Here is a 1,992-nt window from a genome sequence, read left to right on the forward strand (position 1 = left end):
GCGCCCAGTTCGTCGTCGACGGCGTTGCGCTGTCCCCGCCGGCCGCGGCCGCCGCCGCGCCCGGCCCAGTCGGGGTTGATGCTTTCCGGGACCACCAGCACCCGCGACGTGGCCGACGGCGGAGCCTGCACCTCGCGACGGTCCGGGCCCCACACCCGCCACGCCGGAACCCCGACTGGGCCGGGCGCGGCGGCGGCCGCGGCCGGCGGGGACAGCGCAACGCCGTCGACGACGAACTGGGCGCCCGGGCTGATCAGCAACTCCTGCTGCCCCGCCGGCAACGCGATCGGGTCGCGGTCGCACGCCCGGGCCGCAACGGGCTCGTCGTCGAGCAGAGCGCCGACGGTGGTGCTGATCGACGTGTGCACGAACCGTCCCGCGACCGCGATGACCGGGCCGTGATCGCAGTCGACGGCGATCTCGCGCGTGCGATCGCGGGCAGCGTCGGCGGGCGCGATCGGGGTGCCGTCGGCACCGAGCACCGACAGCTCGGCCACCCCCGGCGGCTTGAGCTGGTCGAAACCCAGCGCGTTGCGGTCGATGACGTCTTCCCAGTCCAACAGGCTGACGGTGACGCTGTCGGTCACCCGGGGATGCAGTGGGAGTGTCTGCGGTTCACCGGGCTTCAACGCGTGCACCTGCGGGCCGTCGCCCAGGTTGACCGCCACCATCGTCGGATGGGCGGGCAACGCCGACCGGCTCGGCGCCAGCCGGAGCGCGGTGACCTCGGTGGGCCGCGGCAGGGTGAGCGTCAAGGTGGGCGGGGTCTTGTGCTGCACCACCCGCTGCGGTGCCGTCCATGCCGTCGCCGGGTCGCCGTCGGTCGCCGCATACGCCGAGCCGAGGACGTCCACCAGGTCGGAGTCGCCCCGTGCCCTGGTGGTGTTCGGCTCGGCGAGCAGGTCGGCCAGCTTGGGCCCCTGCCGCGGCCGCACCCACACCAACGGGGTCACCGACATCGGTGCCGGAACGGTCAGCGTCCGGCTGAGATTGACCGGCTCTTCGGGTGTCAGCGCCATGGACGGCGCGCAGCGCACGCCCTCCGGCGTCGACGCGCATCCCGGCCTGCCCAGCAGCTCGGAACCCAGGTCCCAGCCCGCGACCGCCGCGCCGGGCGGCGGCCCCGGGACGCGCACGGTGTGCCGCAGGTCGAGCTGGTGGGCGAATCCGGACGCGTCGTACTGGGTGATCGACAGGTCGGTGATGCCGAACTGCACGCCCGGGGACCCGTCGTCGGTGCCCGCGGCGGTGATCCGCACCCACGGCGTCTCGCCGTAGGGCAACGCGGCGGCGAGCGGCTTGCCGGGCTCGTCGAACCGCAAGGTGGTGCTGCCGGTGGCGGTCTCGATCAGGATGCGGCGCACCTGCGCGCCGACGGCCGTCGCGCTGGGTGTCAGGGTGATCGCCGCGTTGGTGACCGGGTGGTCGAAATCGACCTGCAGCCACTGGCCCACCGCCGATTGCAGCGAGTTGGACACCCACGCGGTCGCCGGGTCGCCGTCGATGGCGGCGACGGGGGAGGTCGCCGGCGCGACGTCGGGCATCGCGGTGGAGTCCGACGACGAGCTCGACACGGTGATCCGGCCGCCGCTCCAGGCGCCGACGACCGGGTCGGCCCCGGGGACGGGATAGTCGGGCACCCGGTTGTAGGTATGCCGTGCGTCGCCCGCGGCCCGGATGGCCGACGAATGTTGGTCCACCCGGCCGTAATCGGTCTCGCGGGCCACCGGGGTGTCGGTGACGGTCACCGAGGGCACCGGCAATCCGGCGCCGCGCGCGTCGGCGGTCATCAGCGCGGGGCCCAGCGTCGGCAGGCCCTGCAGCCGGCGCCGCTCGTCGAGGCGCAGCAGCGCCTCCGGTCCGCCGTCCACCCGGGGCAACCGGTCGACGTCCGCGAAGTAGGGGGCGCCCGGATCGCCGGCGACCTCCACCCGGTAAACCTCTACGGCCGGGTAGCGCGGACGCAGTCCGCTGTCGGCGACAAAGCCCTGG

At 74.5% G+C, this 1,992-nt stretch carries 1 protein-coding gene; it reads right to left on the reverse strand.

The genetic code is table 11. The features are described from left to right. The coding region (locus tag A5709_RS25390) for a discoidin domain-containing protein (RefSeq protein WP_156768156.1) at nt 1–1,992 on the reverse strand (1,992 nt) is incomplete at both ends.

Source organism: Mycobacterium sp. E1386, assembly GCF_001672745.1.
Lineage (GTDB): Bacteria > Actinomycetota > Actinomycetes > Mycobacteriales > Mycobacteriaceae > Mycobacterium.